This is a genomic window from Inquilinus sp., assembly GCF_039594555.1.
GTDB lineage: Bacteria > Pseudomonadota > Alphaproteobacteria > DSM-16000 > Inquilinaceae > Inquilinus.
The window spans coordinates 1-16,303 of record NZ_JBCNNF010000134.1; the positions used below are offsets into that span (position 1 = coordinate 1).

General features: G+C 70.6%; 17 protein-coding genes and 1 pseudogene. 10 read left to right on the forward strand and 8 right to left on the reverse strand.

Going from position 1 to position 16,303, the window contains the following annotated elements:
* The 3 genes from ABDW35_RS15980 to ABDW35_RS15990 all read right to left on the reverse strand — a co-directional run.
* Positions 1–668: hypothetical protein (locus tag ABDW35_RS15980; protein WP_343714872.1), on the reverse strand; the 668-nt coding region annotated here is incomplete at its 3' end.
* A gap of 7 nt (positions 669–675) precedes the next feature.
* Entirely contained in the window at positions 676–1,431 is a 756-nt protein-coding gene (locus ABDW35_RS15985) for a lysophospholipid acyltransferase family protein (protein WP_343714873.1), read from the reverse strand.
* A 7-nt stretch (positions 1,432–1,438) separates the two neighbouring features.
* Positions 1,439–2,062, reverse strand: a complete 624-nt coding sequence (locus ABDW35_RS15990) for a YdcF family protein (RefSeq protein ID WP_343714874.1) — start codon at positions 2,060–2,062, stop codon at positions 1,439–1,441.
* Positions 2,063–2,256: 194 nt separating this feature from the next.
* Between ABDW35_RS15990 and ABDW35_RS15995 the strand changes: the two genes are divergently transcribed.
* Positions 2,257–2,973, forward strand: a complete 717-nt coding sequence (locus ABDW35_RS15995) for a DUF3426 domain-containing protein (protein ID WP_343714875.1) — start codon at positions 2,257–2,259, stop codon at positions 2,971–2,973.
* 165 nt (positions 2,974–3,138) lie between these two features.
* Here ABDW35_RS15995 and ABDW35_RS16000 read toward each other — a convergent pair whose 3' ends face one another.
* From ABDW35_RS16000 to argH, 5 genes are read right to left on the reverse strand one after another with little or no spacing between them, the layout of a single operon-like run.
* The gene (locus tag ABDW35_RS16000) at positions 3,139–4,107 is read right to left on the reverse strand and encodes a threonine/serine dehydratase (protein WP_343714876.1); all 969 of its coding nucleotides are present in this window, start codon (positions 4,105–4,107) and stop codon (positions 3,139–3,141) included.
* Between the two features lie 35 nt (positions 4,108–4,142).
* A complete protein-coding gene (locus ABDW35_RS16005; RefSeq protein ID WP_343714877.1) occupies positions 4,143–6,647 on the reverse strand; it encodes a TIGR02302 family protein in 2,505 nt (834 codons plus the stop codon).
* Positions 6,648–6,666: 19 nt separating this feature from the next.
* Positions 6,667–7,929, reverse strand: a complete 1,263-nt coding sequence (gene lysA / locus ABDW35_RS16010) for a diaminopimelate decarboxylase (RefSeq protein ID WP_343714878.1) — start codon at positions 7,927–7,929, stop codon at positions 6,667–6,669.
* Positions 7,926–8,054, reverse strand: coding sequence for a hypothetical protein (locus tag ABDW35_RS16015; RefSeq protein ID WP_343714879.1), 129 nt, complete (start codon positions 8,052–8,054; stop codon positions 7,926–7,928). The genes lysA and ABDW35_RS16015 overlap by 4 nt, the downstream gene beginning before the upstream one ends.
* Complete coding sequence (argH, locus tag ABDW35_RS16020) at positions 8,051–9,475, reverse strand: argininosuccinate lyase (RefSeq protein WP_343714880.1); 1,425 nt, start codon at positions 9,473–9,475, stop codon at positions 8,051–8,053. The genes ABDW35_RS16015 and argH overlap by 4 nt, the downstream gene beginning before the upstream one ends.
* 14 nt (positions 9,476–9,489) lie before the next feature.
* Here argH and ABDW35_RS16025 point away from each other — a divergent pair, with 14 nt between their 5' ends.
* The 9 genes and pseudogenes from ABDW35_RS16025 to ABDW35_RS16065 form a co-directional block, all read left to right on the forward strand.
* Positions 9,490–10,074 (forward strand): TlpA disulfide reductase family protein, encoded by a 585-nt coding sequence (locus ABDW35_RS16025; protein WP_343714881.1) that lies wholly within the window; start codon positions 9,490–9,492, stop codon positions 10,072–10,074.
* A 233-nt stretch (positions 10,075–10,307) separates the two neighbouring features.
* Positions 10,308–10,538: an AbrB/MazE/SpoVT family DNA-binding domain-containing protein gene (locus ABDW35_RS16030; protein ID WP_343714882.1), complete on the forward strand. Its 231-nt coding sequence runs from the start codon at positions 10,308–10,310 to the stop codon at positions 10,536–10,538.
* Positions 10,528–10,941 (forward strand): PIN domain-containing protein, encoded by a 414-nt coding sequence (locus tag ABDW35_RS16035; RefSeq protein ID WP_343714883.1) that lies wholly within the window; start codon positions 10,528–10,530, stop codon positions 10,939–10,941. The genes ABDW35_RS16030 and ABDW35_RS16035 overlap by 11 nt, the downstream gene beginning before the upstream one ends.
* Positions 10,938–11,810: a CoA ester lyase gene (locus tag ABDW35_RS16040; protein ID WP_343714884.1), complete on the forward strand. Its 873-nt coding sequence runs from the start codon at positions 10,938–10,940 to the stop codon at positions 11,808–11,810. Before ABDW35_RS16035 ends, ABDW35_RS16040 begins: the two co-directional genes overlap by 4 nt.
* Positions 11,811–11,981: 171 nt before the next feature.
* Complete coding sequence (gene sdhC / locus ABDW35_RS16045; protein WP_343714885.1) at positions 11,982–12,389, forward strand: succinate dehydrogenase, cytochrome b556 subunit; 408 nt, start codon at positions 11,982–11,984, stop codon at positions 12,387–12,389.
* Complete coding sequence (gene sdhD, locus ABDW35_RS16050) at positions 12,389–12,784, forward strand: succinate dehydrogenase, hydrophobic membrane anchor protein (protein ID WP_343714886.1); 396 nt, start codon at positions 12,389–12,391, stop codon at positions 12,782–12,784. Before sdhC ends, sdhD begins: the two co-directional genes overlap by 1 nt.
* A 4-nt stretch (positions 12,785–12,788) precedes the next feature.
* Positions 12,789–14,579, forward strand: a complete 1,791-nt coding sequence (gene sdhA, locus ABDW35_RS16055) for a succinate dehydrogenase flavoprotein subunit (protein WP_343714887.1) — start codon at positions 12,789–12,791, stop codon at positions 14,577–14,579.
* Between the two features lie 7 nt (positions 14,580–14,586).
* Positions 14,587–15,369 carry a succinate dehydrogenase iron-sulfur subunit gene (locus ABDW35_RS16060; RefSeq protein ID WP_343714888.1) on the forward strand — a complete coding sequence of 261 codons (783 nt, stop codon included), beginning with the start codon at positions 14,587–14,589 and terminating at the stop codon, positions 15,367–15,369.
* A 141-nt stretch (positions 15,370–15,510) separates the two neighbouring features.
* Positions 15,511–16,275, forward strand: a pseudogene (locus ABDW35_RS16065) (saccharopine dehydrogenase NADP-binding domain-containing protein); the annotation flags it as partial.
* Positions 16,276–16,303 lie beyond the last annotated feature (28 nt).

Here is a 16,303-nt window from a genome sequence, read left to right on the forward strand (position 1 = left end):
GCCCTGGCACCGCGGACCCGCGGGGCCAGGGCGCAGAGCAGCGCCAGCGCCAGGGCCGGTGCTGCGGCATAGGGCAGGACGAAGCTGTCCGACAGCACCCCGGCCAGGATCAATGCGGCCAGCCCTGCCAGTGGCCAGCGGCCCGGCCGGTCGAGCTGGCGCAGCACCAGCAGCAGCACGGCGACCGCGACCAGGATGGCGCCGAAATGGAAGGTGACGACGAAGGGATAGACCAGCCAGTTCAGCGCATAGTCGCCGGCGAGGCCGCAGCCGAAGCCGAAGAGCAGTGTCAGGCAGAAGGCGAAGGCGGTGACGGCCATGGCGGCGGAACGGCCGCCCGCGGCGCGGTGCACGGCGCCGCCGAGCAGCAGCAGGAGGGCAAGCTGGAGCGCCGCCGCCAGCGGCAGGGCCTGGCGGAAATCGCCGGTCGCCAGGTCGGTCAGGCCGTAGACCGCCATGTCCGGGAGGACATAGGGGCCGGGCGTCAGGTGCCAGCCGCGCAACGCGTCGAGGCCGCGATGCAGGTCGTCGAACAGCGCCGGCAGGTACAGCACGTCGGCATTGCCGATCAGGGTGACGGCGCCGGGCAGGCGCAGCACCAGAGCCGTCGCCAGCAGCGACAGGCCGGCGACCGCAGCGATGAGCAGAAGGAGGCGGAGCCTTCGCAACCGGTGCTCAGACCATCGCCGTGGCCTTGGCCGGGCGCACCGTCGGCGGCCCGCCGGCGGCGACCGACAGGCGCTCGGACGCCGTCTCCAGCTCCTCCTCCAGCCGGCGCATCATCTCATCGCGCGGCAGGCCGGGCGGGATCGGCGGCAGGAACTCGACCGTGATCGTGCCGGGGCGCTTGCGGAAGGCGCGGCGGCCCCAGAACACGCCGGAGTTCAGCGCCATCGGTACCACCGGCACACCCAGCCCCTCATAGAGCGCGCCGACGCCGATACGGTAGGGCCGCCAGGTGCCCGGCGCGGTGCGGGTGCCCTGCGGGAAGATCGCGATCGGCCGGCCTTCCGCCACACGCACCTTGGCGTGTTCGATCATGCTGCGGATCGCCCGGCTGCCGGCGCCGCGGTCGACCGGGATCATGCCGGTCTTCAGCAGGTACTTGCCCCAGACCGGCACCTTCAGCAGCTCCGACTTCAGCACGATCGCCGGGTCGGACAGCAGCAGGTGCAGCTTCAGCGTCTCCCAGGCCGACTGGTGCTTGGCGGCGACGATGCAGGCACCGTCCGGCAGGTTCTCGCGCCCGACCACCCGGTAGTCGATGCCGAGGATGGTCTTCTCCAGCCAGTACGTCACCCGCAGCCAGACGGAGATCCAGGCCATCATCGTGCGGTGCGACAGCAGCATCGACGGCAGCAGCGCGAAGCAGCACACCGTGGTCCAACCATAGAACAGCAGGGTGTAGAGGGCCGAGCGCAGGATGATCATGACGCCCTCATATCCTGCGAAGGGTGACGCGCGCCAGCGCTACCAGGAATTTGTTGTATTCGGAGACGATCAGCCGCGCCGTGCCGGGCCAGGCCCACCAGCGGTCGAGATGCACCGTCTCCGGATCCACCGGCTGGCGCCGGATCTCGATCTCCGGCATCGCGGCGCGGAACTCCAGCATGCTGCGCGGCATGTGGTAGTTCGAGGTGACGAGGCGCAGGCTGCGGAAGCCGTGCGCCCGCATCCAGTCCGCCGCCTCCTGCGCGTTGCCGAGGGTGTCGGCGGCGGCGTAGCCGAGATCGACGCAGCAGCGCAGCGAATCGTCGGTCGGCGACAGGGCGAACAGCTCCTCCAACTTCACGTCGCGGTGCACGCCGCTGACCAGCAGTCGCTCGGCCGCGCCGCGGGCCAGCAGGTCGAAGCCGGCGCGCAGCCGCTCGCTGCCGCCGGTCAGCACGACGATGGCGTCGGTGTGGTCGGGGTCGACCTCGCCGCCGCGCCCGGCCTGGGCCACGAACCAGGCCAGCCCCAGCGCCCAGGCCCCGGCCAGCACGACGGCCAGCAGCAGCAGCCGGCGCAGGCGGCGGCGCCAGCGCTTGGGCTTCGGGGGAGGATCGACGGTGATCGACATGCACAGACTGCTGTTGCGCCGCGGCCGCGGTCACGGCGCCCGGACGGGAAAGGGGCGGATCGTGACAAGTTTATGCGGCGGCGTCACGGCCCCGGAGCGATTTCCCGCGGCCGCCTTCCGCAACTCCTTCGCGCCATTCACAAAATTGCCTCGGATGATATAGGCAGCGGCAAGGCGTCGTGCGATAAGGCGCCATGATCGTCACCTGCCCCAGCTGTTCGACCCGTTACCTCGTCGATCCGGCGGCGATCGGCCCCGACGGCCGGCGCGTCAAATGCGCCCGCTGCGGCCATCTGTGGCGCGAATCGGCGGTCGAGCCGGTGACGGCGGCGGCCCCGGCCGAACCGCAGCCGGTGCTGGTCGGGCCGGCGGGCACGCAGGCGGCTCCCCCTCCCCCATCCGCCGCGGGGCACATCACAAACCTGCCGGTGGTGATCCGGCCGCGCCGGCGCGAAGGGCCGGCGGTTGGCGTGGCGCTGGCGGTGCTGCTGATCGGCGGCTTGGCCGGGGTGGGCTATTTCGCGCGCGACTCGATCGTCCGCTTCTGGCCGCCGGCGATCCGCCTCTACGACACCATCGGCGTGCCGGTGGCCGAACCGCTGCAGACCGGCGCGCTGGGCCGCGGCCTGGTGCTGCAGGACCTGGAGGTGCGGCGCGTCGCCACCAGCGGGGTCGAGCAGGTGGTGGTCACCGGCCGGGTCGAGAACCGGGCGCTGGTGACCCGCCCGGTGCCGCCGATCGAGGTGCGCCTGCTGGACGCCAGCCGCACCGTGGTGGCGCGCATGCCGCTGGTGGTGACCGCCGAGCGGCTGGCGCCGGACCAGTCGGTGCTGGTGGCGGCGACGGTCGAGACCGTGCCCGACGCCGCCACCCGGCTGGAGATCGGCGCGCAGACGAACAGTGCGCCGTAGGACTTCCTCTATGAATTGATCGTCATCCCGTGCGCGCTGCGGCGCGAAGCGCTGCTGCGCAGACACGGGATCCCGGCTCGGTCGTCGAAGAGATCCCGGGTCTGCAGCGCATCACTGCGTGCTGCGCCGCGCCCGGGATGACGACCACGATCCCGAGTGCCGCGCTCAGCTGATCCCGAACCGCGCCCGCCAGCGCTCGATATCGGCCAGGGAGACGTTGCCGCCGCACAGGATCAGCGCCACCCGCGCATCGGCCGGCAGCCGGTCCTTCAGCCGCAGCGCCGCGGCCCAGGTGCAGCCGGCGGCGGGCTCGGTCACCACCTTGGCCTGCTCGGCCAGCACCTGCACGCCGCGCACCGCCTCGGCGTCCGGCACCACCAGCACCTCCTCCACCGCGTCGCGGACGATGGCCAGCGTGCGCTCCGACACCGAGGGCGCGCCGAGGGTGGTGGAGATCGAGGTGACGGCCGGCAGGCGCACCGGCTTGCCGGCGGCCAGCGCCTGGCTCATGGCGTCGGCGCCCTCGGTCTCGACGCCCCAGATCCGGATGTCCGGCCGCTGCGCCTTCACCGCGGTGATGACGCCGGAGATCATGCCGCCGCCGCCGATCGAGGCGATGATGTCGGTGGTGTCCGGCGCGTCCTCCAGGAGCTCCAGCCCCATCGTGCCCTGGCCGGAGATCACCCGCGGGTCGTCGAAGGGGTGGATCAGGGTGCGGCCGACGGCGGCCTGGCGCTCGGCCTCCGCGAAGGCGGCGGCGATGTCGGCCACCAGCACCACCTGCGCCCCCTCGGCGCGGGTGCCGGCGACGTAGTTTTCCGGCGTCGCCGTCGGCATGATCAGCGTCGCGTCCAGCCCCAGCACCCGGGCGGCATAGGCGACGCCGAGCGCGTGGTTGCCGCCGGAGACCGCGACCACCCCGGCCGCCCGCTCCGCCTCGCCCAGGCTGAGCATGGCGTTGAACGCGCCGCGCGCCTTGAACGAGCCGCCATGCTGCAGCAGCTCCAGCTTCGCCACCACCGGCCGGCCCAGCAGGCTGCCCAGCAGCTCGCGCGGCAGGGTCGGGGTGCGCAGCACATGGGGGGCAATGCGGGCGCGCGCGGCGCGGATCGTCTCGAGCGTGATCGCCGTCACGGGTGGTCCTCGTCCTGCCGGAATCCGGGCCGCGCTCAGAACTGGCGCAGCAGCCTCTGTATATAATCCCGCTCCAGCGGCGAAGACGAGCGGCCATTGAGGCGCTGGCGCAGCTCGTCGAGGATGGCGCGGGCGCGCTCGGTGTCGAACTGGGTCGGCACCTTGGTGTCGCCCGTCGAATCGGCAGCCCCCTGGCCGTCGGGCTTGTCGAACTCACGGCCCAACGGATCGCGGTTCGCTGACGGGCGGCCCATCTGCGGCTGGCCGGTCATGCCCGGCTGCAGGGCCATGTTCTCCATCATCTGCTGCGCCAGCCCCTGCAGCCCCTGCTGCAGCTGGTCCAGCGCCTCGGTCTGCGACGGCACGGCGCCGCTGGGGTCGCCCTGGGCCAGGGCCTCGCCCGACTGCTTCATCGCCCGCTCGGCCCGGCCCAGCGGCATCGGGATGTCGCCGCCCATGTCGCCCAGCTCGCGCATCATTTCGCCCAGGGCGCGGCGCAGCGCCTCCTGGGTCTGGGCGTTCTGCTCCGGCGTGCCGTCCTGCGGCTGCTGCGAGGAATCGCCCTCCTCGCCCTGCTGGGCTTGCTGCTGGCGATAGGTCTGATCCAGCAGCTGGCGCTGGGCGTTGGTCAGCTTCTGCAGGTCCTTCAGCAGGTTCATGGCCTTCTGCTGGGCCTCGGCCTGCTGCTGGCTCATCTGCCCCATGCGCATGTTTTCCATCATGTTCTGCATCTGGGACAGAAGCTGCCGCGCCTGGTCCTTGGCGCCGGATTCCGACAGCTGCTGCATCTTGTCGATCATGTCCTGGAACTGCTTCTGGTCCATGATCTGCGCGTCCGGCGGGATCGGCGTCTCGGCCATCTCGCCGCGCTGCATCTTCTGCTGCATCTGCTCGGCCATTGCCTGCAGGTAGCGGTCCATCGCCCGGCGCAGTTCGTCGGTCAGCTGCTTGATCTCCTCGTCGCTGGCGTTGCGCTCCAGCGCGTCGGCCAGGCGCTGCTGGGCGTCGCGCAGCGACCGCTCGGCCAGCGACATGTCGCCGTCCTCGATGCGCAATGCGGTGTCCCACAGCAAGTCGCGCAGCGCCGCGACATGCGGCTTCGGGTCCTGGGCGAAGAACAGCCGCCGCGCCGCGGTGCGCAGCGCCAGGAACACCACCTTGTCGTCATAGTAGCGGTCCGGCCGCTGCGACAGCATGTCGAGCGTCTCGGCCACGGTCTCGGACTGGTCCGGCTGCAGCGTCAGGGTGCGGCGCTGCTCGATGATGGCGCGGGCCACCGGGTGGTGGAACTCGCGCTCCGGCAGCGCCACCCGCTCCGGCGCGCTCTTGGTGCTCTGCCCGGCCGCGTCGGTCGCGGTCAGTACGATGTCGACCGCCTGCCCGGCCCAGGCATGTGGCGTCAGGTCCTGGTAGCTGGTGGTCTTCAGCTCCTTCGGCCAGCGCCCCGGCACCGACAGCGGAATAGTCATCGGCGCCGGGTCCAGCACCGCCGGCGCGCCCGGCGCCAGGGTCAGGGTCGCGGTCAGCGTGGCGATGCCGTAATCGTCGCCGGCCGTGGCGTCGATCCGCAGCGCCTGGCGCTCGGTCGGCTTCGGCTTGTCGGTGAAGGAGACGGTCGGCGGTGCGTCGGGCAGCACCTTGACCTCCCAGTCGCCCAAAGTGGTGCCGTCCTGGCTGACGCTGAGCCGGTCGCCGCCGGTGATCTTGGCCTGGAGCTCGTAATTGCCCCCCTCGATCGGGGCGAAGGCAGTGTCGCTGCCGGCCAGGCGCAGGGTCGGGGCCTCGTCGCCGCCGGCGACGCGGCCGACCAGGGCGCTGCCGGTCGGGATCTCGACCGGCCCCGGCGCCGGCTGGCCCGCCCCGGGCGCGGCCACCTGGCCGGCGGTGAGGTAGATCGGCGGCCGGCCGGTATAGGCCGGCGGGGTGACGAACAGGTCGAGCCGCGGCGCGGTGGCGGCGGCGGCGCCGAACAGGCTGGGCGACAGGGCGCGGCCGATCCGGCCCCGCCAGTCGTCGCCGGCGGCGACCACGGCCAGCACCAGCCCGATCACGACGAGGCCGCGCAGGGCGAAGCGGTCGGATTCGGCGTTGCGCGGCCGCGGCAGGCGAGGCTTGAGCAGCCGAAGCTGGGCGGCGCGCTGGGCTAGGTGGCGCTGCCACAGCACGCGGCTGAGCGGGTCGGCGGTGCCGGTGGCCTGGGTGTCGCGCAGGCCGGTCAGCGGCCGGTGCTCGACGCCGCTGTCACGCTCCAGCCGGCGCCGCGCCGCGAGGCCGTCGGGTAGGCGCAGCCGCCACAGCGGCCGGCTGGCCAGGGCGAGCGCCGCGGCGAAGGCGACCAGGATCAAGGCGTGCAGCCAGCCCGGCAGGTCGGGCAGCAGGTCGAAGCCGGCGAGGACGAGGAAAGCGCCGAGCACGGTGGCGACGGGCCAGGCGGCGCGCCATGCCGCCTCCCAGGCCGCGGACAACCATGCCAGCGCGATCTTGACGCGCGGCTCGGTCGGCTCGGTCGTCCCCGGGGCCTCCGTGGGGCTGCGGGCCACCTCTCCTCCTACGCCTTTCTCAGTCGAGCCAGGGCGGCAGGCTCTCCCCGGCGACCATCTCCTCAAATGTGGGCCGTTTTCTGACGAGTGCAAACCGATCTTTGTCGACCAGCACCTCCGGCACCAGCGGCCGGGTGTTGTAGGTCGACGCCATCACGGCCCCGTACGCCCCCGCGCCGGTGAAGGCGACGAGGTCGCCGGCGGCCAGCGGCGGCAGCAGCCGGCCCTTGGCGAAGGTGTCGCTGCTCTCGCAGACCGGGCCGACCACGTCGAACTCGGCCTCGGCCGCGCCTTCCGCCGGCTGGCGCAGCGGCACGATGCCGTGCCAGGCCTCGTACATCGCCGGCCGGATCAGGTCGTTCATCGCCGCGTCGAGGATCACGAAGTTCCGCGTCCGGCCCGGCTTGATGAAGATCACCCGCGACAATAGGACGCCGGCATCGCCGCAGATCGACCGGCCCGGCTCGCACATCAGATGGCAGCCGAGGTCGCCCACCGTCTCGCGCACGATGCGGGCATAGTCGGCCAGCGCCGGGGCCGGATCGCCCTTGTAGGAGATGCCGATGCCGCCGCCGAGGTCCAGCCGTTCGACCACATGGCCGGCGGCGCGCAGCTCGCGCACCAGCTCGGCCAGGCGGCGATAGGCGTCGCGGTAGGGCGACAGGTCGAGCAGCTGGCTGCCGATATGGGCGGCGATGCCGACCGGGCGGACGCCCGGCAGCGCCCGCGCCCGCTCATAGGCCGCGGCCGCGTCCTCGAGCTCGATGCCGAACTTGTCGCCCTTGCGGCCGGTCGAGATCTTGGTGTGGGTCTTGGCGTCGACATCCGGGTTCACCCGGAAGGCGACGACCGCGTCGCGCCGAACCCGCACCGCCACCTGCGACAGCAGTTCGAGCTCCTGCAGCGATTCGACATTGATCTGGTGGATGCCGGCCAGCAGCGCCGCCTCCAGATCCTCCGCGGTCTTGCCGACGCCGGAGAAGACGATGCGCTCCGGCGGGCAGCCGGCGGCCAGCGCCCGCTTCATCTCGCCGGTCGAGACCACGTCGATGCCGGCCCCCTGCTGCGCCAGCGTGCGCAGCACCGCCAGGTTGGAGTTCGCCTTGGCGGCGAAGCAGACATCGATCGGCAGCCCGGCCAACGCGTCGACATAGGCGCGGTAATTCGCGACCAGCGCGGCGGTCGAATAGACATAGGCCGGCGTGCCGACCTGCGCCGCCACGGCGGCGAGGTCGACATCCTCCGCGAAGAGAGAGCCGTTCTTGTAGGCGAAGGCGGTCATGAGCTCGGATAGCTCCGCGGATAGGCCGAGGTCTTGGGATCGGGCGCGCTGACGGACGCCGCCTTCTTGCCGCAGGCGACAAGGCCGAAGGCGAGGGTGACGGCGAGGAGGATACGCAGGATCACAGGAAACGCTCCTTTGCGGCCTGGACGGCCTCGCGCACCCGGTCGGGCGCGGTGCCGCCATAGCTCTTCCGGCTGGCGACCGAGGCTTCGGCGGTCAGCACGGCATAGACGGCGTCGGTGATGCCGGGATGGACCGCCTGCATCTCCGCCAGCGGCAGGTCGGACAGGCGGCAGCCCTTGTCTTCGGCCAGCTTCACCAGATGGCCGGTGATGTGGTGCGCCTCGCGGAACGGCACGCCCAGCTGCCGCACCAGCCAGTCGGCCAGGTCGGTCGCGGTCGGGAAGCCGGCCTCGGTGGCCCGGCGCATCGCCTCGGCATTGACGATCCAGCTCTCGACCATGCCGGTCATGGCGGCCAGGCACAGCATCAGCGTGTCGTCGGCGTCGAAGACCGGCTCCTTATCCTCCTGCATGTCCTTCTGGTAGGTCAGGGGCAGGCCCTTCATCACCGTCAGGAGGGCGCCGAGGCTGCCGAACACCCGGCCGGTCTTGCCGCGCACCAGCTCCGCCGCGTCCGGGTTGCGCTTCTGCGGCATGATCGAGGAGCCGGTGGAGAAGCCGTCGGACAGGCGCACGAAGCGGAACTGCGGCGTCGACCAGAACACGATCTCCTCCGCCAGCCGCGACAGGTGCATGGCGCAGATGCCGGCGGTGGCGAGGTAGTCGAGCGCGAAGTCGCGGTCGGAGACGCTGTCGAGCGAATTGGCGGTCGGCCGGTCGAAGCCGAGGGCCTTGGCGGTCGCGTGCCGGTCGATCGGGTAGGGCGTGCCGGCCAGCGCGGCGGCGCCGAGCGGGCATTCATTGGCGCGGGCGCGGGCGTCGGCGACGCGGCTGCGGTCGCGGCCCAGCATCTCGACATAGGCCAGCAGGTGATGGCCGAAGGTGACCGGCTGCGCCACCTGCAGATGGGTGAAGCCCGGCAGGATGGTGTCGACATGCTGCTCGGCCTGGGCGATCAGCGCCGCCTGCAGCGCCTTGAGCCCCTGCTCCAGCCGGTCGAAGGCGTCGCGCACCCACAGGCGGAAATCGGTCGCCACCTGGTCGTTGCGGCTGCGCGCCGTGTGCAGGCGGCCTGCGGTCGGGCCGATGATCTCGGTCAGCCGCGACTCCACATTGAAGTGGATGTCCTCGAGCGCGGTCTTGAACTCGAACCGGCCCTCGGCGATCTCGCCGGCAATCTGCTCCAGGCCGCGGTCGATCGCGGCGGCGTCCTCGGCGGACACGATGCCTTGCGCGGCGAGCATTGCGACATGAGCGCGCGACCCGGCGATGTCCTGCGCCCAGAGCTTGCGGTCGAAGCCGATCGAGGCGTTGATCCGCTCCATGATCGCGGCCGGCCCGCCGGCGAAACGGCCGCCCCACATCGGATTGGTCCCTTTATCGGGCACGACGGGGGTGGCAGGCTGGGTCGGATCGGACATGGGGTGCGGACCGGATGAGGAAGAGAGCAACGATCGCCGCGGGCGTGGCCGGCCTGGTGCTGCTTGCGGCGGGCGCGGCCTGGTGGACGCTACGTGCCCCGGAGGGCCGGCCGCCTTTGGGCGGCACCGTCGCCAGCTTCGTCCTGGCCGACCGGCCTGAGCCGGCCCCGGAGATTACCTTCTCCGACGCCGCGGGCAACACCCTTCGTCTCGCCGACTTCAAGGGCAAGGTCGTGCTGGTCAACCTGTGGGCGACCTGGTGCGCCCCCTGCGTCAAGGAGATGCCGGCGCTGGACCGGCTGCAGGCGAAGCTGGGCGGCGCCGACTTCACGGTGCTGGCGCTGTCGATCGACCGCGAGGGACTGGCCAAGGTGCAGCCCTTCTTCGACGCCCACAGGATCGCGGCCCTGCCGGCCTATCTCGACCCCGGCGGCCGGTCCCCGGCGCAGTTCGCCGCCCGCGGCCTGCCGACGACGCTGCTGATCGACCGCGACGGCACCGTGGTCGGCCGGCAGGAGGGCGCGGCCGAATGGGACGACGACAGCTCGATCGCGCTGCTGCGCTTCTACCTCGATCGCGGGAAGGCCGGGTCGGCCTGAGGCTCAAAGGGGCTGCGAGCCCATGTAAAAGCCGACCAGCAGGAGAACGCCGTAAACCCAGATGATGGTGCGGAGCAACATGGTCCTTTCCTCGGGCTCTCGGCCCAAGGGAAGATCTACGCCGGCCTGCGTGAATCGGATGTGACGGCGGTCACGGCCGCGATTCACGCTGCGTTGTGGTCTGCGGCCGCCTCTTATGATATACAGGTAACAACGTATATCATGGTGATGCCATGCGCGTGGCGAAATGGGGCAACAGCCTGGCGGTGCGGCTGCCTTCGACCGTCGTCGAGGCGCTGGACCTGAAGGAAGGCGACGAGATCGAGATCCGCATTGTGGCCGATCGCGCCTTCCTGGTCGAGCGCGACCACAGCCGGCAGCAGGCGCTGGACCGGCTGCGCGAACTGCGCCGCCCCCTGCCCCCCGGCTTCCGCTTCGACCGCGACGAAGCGAATGAGCGCTGAGGCCTTCCTCGACACCAACATCCTGCTTTACGCCATCGCCCGCGACGACCCGCGGACCGCGGCCGCCGAGGCGCTGCTGGCCGCGGGCGGCGTGATAAGCGTGCAGGTGCTGAACGAGTTCGCGGCGGTCGCCCGCCGCAAGGTCGGCCTGTCCTGGGACGAGATCGCCGAGGCGGTCTCTGCCATCCGGGCCCTTTGCGGACCCGTCGAGCCGGTGACGGTCGAGGTCCACGAGGCGGCACTGCGTATCGCGGACCGCTACGGCTATCACATCTACGACGCGTCGATCATCGCAACAGCACTGCGGGCGCAGTGCCGGATTCTCTATTCCGAGGACATGCAGGGCGGTCAGGCGATCGAGGGCCTGACGATCCGGAACCCTTTTGGTAGTGAGGTGCCATGACCGTCCGCCCCCGCCGCTCGGTGCTCTACGTCCCCGGCTCGAATCCGCGTGCGCTGGACAAGGCGCGCACTCTCGATGCCGACGGGCTGATCCTGGACCTGGAGGATGCGGTCGCGCCGGACGCCAAGGTCGCCGCGCGGGAGCGGGTCGTGGCCGCCGCCAGCGCCGGCGGCTGGGGGCCGCGCGAGGTGCTGGTGCGCGCCAACGCCGCCGACACGCCCTGGGGCGCCGACGACCTGGCCGCCCTGGCCGGCAGCGGCGCCGACGGCATCGTCCTGTCCAAGGTCGAGCGGCCGGAGACGGTCAAGGCGGCCGAGGCCGCACTGCGCCAGGCCGGCGCGCCGGAGAGTCTGGCCCTGTGGTGCATGGTCGAGACGCCGCTCGGCGTGCTGAACTCTGCCGCAATCGCCGGATCGTCCGCCCGGCTCGCCGGGCTGATCCTCGGCACCTCGGACCTGGCCAAGGATCTGCGGGCGGCACATGAGCCGGGGCGGCAGCCGCTGCTGACCGCGTTGGGGCTGTGCCTGCTGGCCGGCCGCGCCCATGGCCTCGCCGTGATCGACGGCGTCCATCTCAACCTCGAGGACGAGGCCGGCTTCGCCGAATCGTGCCGTCAGGGCGCGGCGCTGGGCTTCGACGGCAAGTCGCTGATCCACCCGAAGACCATCGCCGCCGTCAACGCCGCCTTCGCACCGTCGGCCGAAACGGTGGAGACCGCGTTGCGGGTGATCGCCGCCCATGCCGCGGCCGTGCAGGCCGGCCAGGGCGTCACCGTGGTCGACGGCCGGCTGGTCGAGGCGCTGCATGTCAGCGATGCGGAGCGGGTATTGGCCCTGCACCGCGCCATCGCCGAGCGCGGCGGCGCATAGGGATCGCCCCGCCTCGCCCTAGTTGCGAATGGCTCTCATCTGCTTGAAACTATTGGCCTGTTCGTTGACTTGCTGCAGTGCGGCGCGTAAGTCACTGACGACCCTTTCAGGCTCGATCGCGACAGGCCGCGCCCGCGCCTGATGCCCAATTGCGCATCGGAGAAAATCCGCATGTCCGCCTCCGAGGCAGTTCCTCAGAAACGGCCGAGGCCTCTCTCGCCCCACCTGCAGATCTATCGTCCGCAGATCTCGAGCGCGCTGTCGATCTTCCATCGCGCCACCGGCATCGCCCTGTCCGTCGGCACCCTGCTGCTGGCCTGGTGGGTGATCGCGGCGGCCGCCGGCCCCGAGGCCTTCGCGGCGGCGCAGTGGTTCATCGGCTCCTGGCTGGGTCTCCTGATGCTGCTCGGCTGGACGGCGTCGCTGTTCTACCACCTCTGCGCCGGCATCCGGCACCTGGCCTGGGACGCCGGCTGGGGCTACGACCTGCCGACCATGGAGAAGACCGGCTACGCCGTGCTGATCGCCACCGCGGTGCTGACCGTGCTGGCCTGGATCATCGGCCTGGTGGTGTGGTGATGAGCAGCAAGAACGCCTCCCTCCGCACCCCGCTGGCCCATGCCCGCGGCCTCGGCTCCGCCAAGTCCGGCTTCGCCCATTGGCGCGGCCTGCGCGTCACCGCGCTGGCGCTGATCCCGCTGACGATCTGGTTCGTGATCTCGGTGATCGCCCATCTCGGCTCGCCGCTGCCGGAGATCCGGGCCTGGCTGGGCCATCCGGTGAACGCTGCGCTGTTCATCCTGTTCATCGCTATCGGCCTGCACCACGCGGCCAACGGCCTGACCGAGGTCTATGAGGACTATATCCACGGCCACCACACCAAGCTGATCGCCGACCTGGCGACCAAGGGCGTGGCCCTGTTCCTGGCGGCGGCGATGACCGTCTCCGTCCTCAAGATCGCCATGCTGGGATAACCCGATGCCCGCCTCCTACACCTTCATCGATCACTTCCACGACGTCGTCGTGGTGGGTGGCGGCGGCGCCGGCCTGCGCGCCACCTTCGGCATGGCCGAGAAGGGGCTGAAGACCGCCTGCATCACCAAGGTCTTCCCGACCCGCAGCCACACCGTCGCGGCCCAGGGCGGCGTCTCCGCCGCGCTCGGCAACATGGGGCCGGACGACTGGCGCTGGCACATGTACGACACCGTCAAGGGCTCCGACTGGCTCGGCGACCAGGACGCGATCGAGTACATGTGCCGCGAGGCGATCCCGGCGATCATCGAGCTCGAGCATTACGGCATGCCCTTCAGCCGCACGGAGGAGGGCAAGATCTACCAGCGCGCCTTCGGCGGCATGACCACCGAATACGGCAAGGGCCGCGCCTACCGCACCTGCGCCGCGGCCGACCGCACCGGCCACGCCATGCTGCACACCCTGTACCAGCAGGCGCTGAAGCACGAGGCGGAGTTCTTCGTCGAGTACTTCGCCATCGACCTGATCATGGACGAGGAAGGCGCCTGCCGCGGCGTCGTCGCCTGGAACCTGGACGACGGCACCATTCACCGCTTCTTCGGCCACCAGACCGTGCTGGCGACCGGCGGCTACGGCCGCGCCTATTTCTCCTGCACCTCGGCCCACACCTGCACCGGCGACGGCGGCGCCATGGCGGCCCGCGCCGGCCTGCCGCTGCAGGACATGGAGTTCGTGCAGTTCCACCCGACCGGCATCTACGGCGCCGGCTGCCTGATCACCGAGGGCGTGCGCGGCGAGGGCGGGTACCTGACCAACAGCGAGGGCGAGCGCTTCATGGAGCGCTACGCCCCCTCGGCCAAGGATCTGGCGTCGCGCGACGTTGTCAGCCGGTCGATGACGATCGAGATCCGCGAGGGCCGCGGCGTCGGCCCGAACAAGGACCACATCCACCTGCATGTCGAGCATCTCGACGCCGACATCATCCACCACCGCCTGCCCGGCATCGCCGAGAGCGCCAAGATCTTCGCCGGCGTCGACGTGACCAAGGAGCCGATCCCGGTCCTGCCGACGGTGCACTACAACATGGGCGGCGTGCCGACCAACGTGCATTGCGAGGTGGTGAACCCGACCGCGGACGACCCGAACCGCGTGGTGCCGGGGCTGATGGCGATCGGCGAGGCCGCCTGCGTCTCGGTGCACGGCGCCAACCGGCTGGGGTCGAACTCACTGCTCGACCTCGTCGTGTTCGGCCGCGCCGCCGCCATCCGCTGCGCCGAATTGATCAAGCCCGGCCAGACGCACAAGCCGGTGCCGGCCGATGCCGGACAGTTCGCGCTGTCCCGGCTGGACCGTGTGCGCCATGCCAAGCAGGAGGTGCGCACCGCCGATCTGCGGCTGGAGATGCAGCGGACGATGCAGAACGACGCCGCCGTCTTCCGCACCGGCCAGACCATGGCCGAGGGCTGCGAGAAGATGGACGCCACCTGGGACAAGCAGAAGGGCCTGGGCGTCGCCGACAAGTCGCTGATCTGGAACTCGGACCTGGTGGAGACGCTGGAGCTCGAGAACCTGATGATCAACGCCGTGACCACCATCCGCTCCGGCGTCGTCCGCGAGGAGAGCCGCGGCGCCCATGCCCGCGAGGACTTCCCGGACCGCAACGATGTGGACTGGATGAAGCACAGCGTCGCCTGGATCGACGAGGCCGGCAAGACACGCATCGACTACCGCCCGGTCCATCTCCAGCCGATGACCAACGAGGTCCAGAGCTTCCCGCCGAAGGCGCGGGTGTACTGAGGACGACATGGCCGAATTCACCCTGCCCCGCAATTCCAAGGTCCAGCCCGGCAAGACCGTGCGGGTCTCCGGCGATATCAAGAAGCCGCGGACCTTCAAGATCTATCGCTGGGACCCGGATACGGGCGAGAACCCGCGCCTGGACACCTATGAGATCGACCTCGCGCGCTGCGGGCCGATGGTCCTGGACGCCATCATCCACATCAAGAACGACATCGACTCGACCCTGACCTTCCGGCGCTCCTGCCGCGAGGGCATCTGCGGGTCCTGCGCGATGAACATCGACGGCACCAACACGCTCGCCTGCCTCAAGCCGATCGAGGAGGTGCAGGGCGACGTCAAGATCTACCCGCTGCCGCACATGCCGGTGGTGAAGGACCTGGTGCCGGAGCTGACCCACATCTACGCGCAATACGCGTCGATCAAGCCCTGGCTGCAGGCGGAGAGCCCGCCGCCGCCCGACCGCGAGCGCCGGCAGAGCCCGGAGGAGCGCGAGAAGCTGGACGGCCTCTACGAGTGCATCCTGTGCTTCTGCTGCTCGACCAGCTGCCCGAGCTACTGGTGGAACGGCGACAAGTATCTCGGCCCCGCGGTGCTGCTGCAGGCCTATCGCTGGATCGCCGACAGCCGGGACGAGATGACCGGCGAACGGCTGGACGCGCTGGAGGACCCTTTCCGCCTCTATCGCTGCCACACCATCATGAACTGCACCAAGACCTGCCCGAAGGGCCTGAATCCGGCGAAGGCCATCGGCGAGATCAAGAAGCTGATGCTGGAACGGGCCGGCTGATCCAAGCAGCGCTGTCATAAACGTCAAAAAAAAGCGCTGGTGACCCCGGCGCTTTTTTCATATCTACGCCCACTCTACCGACGATCTGCCCACCTGACGGAGCGATCCTGCACGCAACACACTCGAGGAGTGTCCCTGTAAATGACCCAATCTGCGCGCACACCCTTCACCGGCCGCATTCTCATGGTCGGTTTCGGCTCGATCGGCCAGGGCGTGCTGCCGCTGCTGCTGCGGCACCTGACCCTGACCTCCGACCGCGTCACCATCGTGACCGCCGAGACGAGAGGCCAGAAGGAGGCGGAGCTCTACGGCGTCCGCTTCATCCATGAACCGGTCACGCGCAGCAATTATCGGACGCTTCTCGAACCGCTGCTCGGCCCGGGTGACGCCCTGGTGAACCTCTCGGTCGACGTCTCCTCGGTGGCGCTGATCGAGCTGGCGCGCCAGCGCGGGGCGCTCTACATCGACACCTGCATCGAGCCCTGGCTGGGCGGCTACACCGACCCGAATCTCGGCCCGGCCGACCGGTCGAACTATGCGCTGCGCGAGGCCGCGCTGGCGCTGGGCCGCAACCCGGGCGCGCCGACTGCGGTGCTGACCCACGGCGCCAACCCGGGCCTGGTGTCGCATTTCACCAAGCGCGCGTTGCTGAACATCGCTGCCGCGACCGGCTACGAGCCGCCGGTGCCGGCCGACCGCGCCGGCTGGGCCGGCCTGGCGAAGACGCTGGGCGTGAAGGTGATCCATGTCGCCGAGCGCGACACCCAGGTGGCCCGTTTCCCGAAGAAGCCGGGCGAGTTCGTCAACACCTGGTCGATCGACGGCTTCGTCGGCGAGGGCTGCCAGCCGGCGGAGCTGGGCTGGGGCAGCCATGAGCGGCACTTCCCGGCCGACGGCCACCGCCACGCCGCCTGATCGCAGGCGGCGATCTGGC

What these genes read in the sequence shown, in the direction of transcription:
- ABDW35_RS15985 (WP_343714873.1), bottom strand. Translation starts at nt 1,431, where the DNA reads ATGATCATCCTGCGCTCGGCCCTCTACACCCTGCTGTTCTATGGTTGG.
- ABDW35_RS15990 (WP_343714874.1), bottom strand. Translation starts at nt 2,062, where the DNA reads ATGTCGATCACCGTCGATCCTCCCCCGAAGCCCAAGCGCTGGCGCCGC.
- ABDW35_RS15995 (WP_343714875.1), top strand. Translation starts at nt 2,257, where the DNA reads ATGATCGTCACCTGCCCCAGCTGTTCGACCCGTTACCTCGTCGATCCG.
- lysA (WP_343714878.1), bottom strand. Translation starts at nt 7,929, where the DNA reads ATGACCGCCTTCGCCTACAAGAACGGCTCTCTCTTCGCGGAGGATGTC.
- argH (WP_343714880.1), bottom strand. Translation starts at nt 9,475, where the DNA reads ATGTCCGATCCGACCCAGCCTGCCACCCCCGTCGTGCCCGATAAAGGG.
- ABDW35_RS16025 (WP_343714881.1), top strand. Translation starts at nt 9,490, where the DNA reads ATGAGGAAGAGAGCAACGATCGCCGCGGGCGTGGCCGGCCTGGTGCTG.
- ABDW35_RS16030 (WP_343714882.1), top strand. Translation starts at nt 10,308, where the DNA reads ATGCGCGTGGCGAAATGGGGCAACAGCCTGGCGGTGCGGCTGCCTTCG.
- ABDW35_RS16035 (WP_343714883.1), top strand. Translation starts at nt 10,528, where the DNA reads ATGAGCGCTGAGGCCTTCCTCGACACCAACATCCTGCTTTACGCCATC.
- ABDW35_RS16040 (WP_343714884.1), top strand. Translation starts at nt 10,938, where the DNA reads ATGACCGTCCGCCCCCGCCGCTCGGTGCTCTACGTCCCCGGCTCGAAT.
- sdhC (WP_343714885.1), top strand. Translation starts at nt 11,982, where the DNA reads ATGTCCGCCTCCGAGGCAGTTCCTCAGAAACGGCCGAGGCCTCTCTCG.
- sdhD (WP_343714886.1), top strand. Translation starts at nt 12,389, where the DNA reads ATGAGCAGCAAGAACGCCTCCCTCCGCACCCCGCTGGCCCATGCCCGC.
- sdhA (WP_343714887.1), top strand. Translation starts at nt 12,789, where the DNA reads ATGCCCGCCTCCTACACCTTCATCGATCACTTCCACGACGTCGTCGTG.
- ABDW35_RS16060 (WP_343714888.1), top strand. Translation starts at nt 14,587, where the DNA reads ATGGCCGAATTCACCCTGCCCCGCAATTCCAAGGTCCAGCCCGGCAAG.